The organism is Falsiroseomonas oryziterrae, from assembly GCF_021864505.1.
GTDB lineage: Bacteria > Pseudomonadota > Alphaproteobacteria > Acetobacterales > Acetobacteraceae > Falsiroseomonas > Falsiroseomonas oryziterrae.
Genome location: NZ_JAKJIB010000510.1, coordinates 1 through 1,916 on the forward strand (window position 1 = coordinate 1; position 1,916 = coordinate 1,916).

At 73.2% G+C, this 1,916-nt stretch carries 1 protein-coding gene; it reads right to left on the reverse strand.

Annotated features, from left to right (window positions below):
• Positions 1 to 1,841, reverse strand: a 1,841-nt coding sequence (locus tag L2I40_RS22570; RefSeq protein WP_237217582.1) for a peptidoglycan D,D-transpeptidase FtsI family protein, incomplete at its 3' end; no start/stop codon positions are given.
• Positions 1,842 to 1,916: the final 75 nt, after the last annotated feature.

The window sequence follows — 1,916 nt, forward strand, 5'->3', positions numbered from 1 at the left end:
GTTGCGGGCGCGCCGGCGGGGCGGGGCGGGGCGGCGATGCGGCCGTTCATCGGGATGGCGATGGACGCCTGGATCTCGGCCGCGCGATCCGTCTCCGGCACCATGCCGAGGATCGGCGCGACGGCGCGGATCGCCATGCCGGCGGCTGGCGCGGCGACCCAGCCGGCGGTCGCGAAGCCCTGGCTGCGGGCGTTCGGCTTCGGCTCGTCCACCATGATGTAGATCGCGTAGCGCGGCGCGTTCATCGGGAAGGCGCCGACGAAGGCGGCGATGCGCTTGCCTTCCAGGTAGCCGCCGCGCGGGCCGGTCTTCTGCGCCGTGCCGGTCTTGCCGCCGACGAAGTAGCCCGGAACCTCGGCGCCGCGGCCGGAGCCCTCGGTGACGGCGGCGCGCATCAGCCGCCGCATGATCTCGCTCGTGCGCTCGCTGATCACGCGGACGCCCTCCACCGGCTCGCCGGGCGGGCGGGCGATCAGCGTCGGCTGGCGGTAGATGCCGCCATTGGCCAGGGCGGCGACGCCGGTGACGACATGCAGCGGCGTGACCGAGATGCCGTGGCCGAAGCCGATCGTCATGGTGTTGATCTCGCGCCAGTTCTGCGGCGTCGGGATCAGCGGCAGGGCGCTTTCCGACAGTTCGAGCTGCAGGCGCGAGCCCATCCCCATGCGCACCATGAATTCGCGGTGGCGCTGGATGCCGATCGCGACCGCCATGTGCGCGGAGGCGAGGTTCGACGAGTAGGCGATGATCTCCGGCAGCGCGAGCCAGCGGTTCTTGCCGCGGAAGTCGTTGATCTCGTGCCGGCCGATGCGGATCGGGCGCGAGGCGTCGAAGCCGTTCCAGGGCTGCATCACGCCGAAGTCGAGCGCGGCCGCGGCGGTGAACAGCTTGAAGGTCGAGCCGGGCTCGTAGACGCCCACCGTCGCGCGGTTGAAGCGCGGGTTGTAGCCCGCCTCCTCGCGCCGGACGTTCAGCTCGTCGCGCCGCACCGGGTCGGAGAGGTCGAAGTCCGGCAGGCTGACCATGCCGATCACCTCGCCGGTGGCGACGTCCATCAGGATGCCGGCGCCGCCGATGCCGTTGAACTCGCCCATCGCGCGCAGCACCGCGTCGCGCAGCGCGAGCTGGACGCGGACGTCGATCGACAGCCGCAGCGGATCGCCGCGGCGGCCGCGCAGCCTTTCGTCGAAGTAGCGCTCGATGCCGGCGATGCCGTTGCCGTCCACGTCGACGCCGCCGAGGATGTGCGCGGCCGAGCGGCCCTGCGGATAGGCGCGGCGCTCCGCCTGCTCGAAGTAGAGACCGGGAACGCCGAGGGAGTTCACCGCCTGCTGCTCGCGCGGCGTCAGCGCGCGCGCGATGTAGGCGAACTGCCGGTCGCCGGTCAGCCGTGCCGCGACGCGTTCTTCGTCCAACTGCGGCAGGACGCGCACCAGGCGGCGTGCCACCTCGGCCGGGTTCTCGATCTCGCGCGGGTTCGCGTAGAGCGCGGTGACCGGCAGCGAGACGGCCAGGATCTCGCCGTTGCGGTCGGTGATCGGCGCGCGCTGCGGCTGGTGCTCCACCGGGCGCTGCATCGCGGCCATCGCGTGCAGGCGGCGCGGCTGCGCGGGATCGAGCACCATGGCGTCGGCCAGGCCGAGCGCGACCGCGCCGAACAGCACGCCGAAGCCGGAGGCGGCCAGGATCAGGCGCGTGCGGGTGCGCTGCAGGATGGCGCGGCGCGCAAGCTCCGGCCGCGTGACCTTCACGATCTCGTTGCGTGGGCGATCCTGGCCGATGGTCCGGCCGATCGTCCGGCCCGGGGGGGGCGCGTCGGGTGCGGGGGGGAAGGGCGTCATCGCGGCGTCGGTGGCCGTAGCCCATCGAGCGAGGCCGCCTGCGCCGAGCCGACAGGCACGGGCGGCGCGAGCATC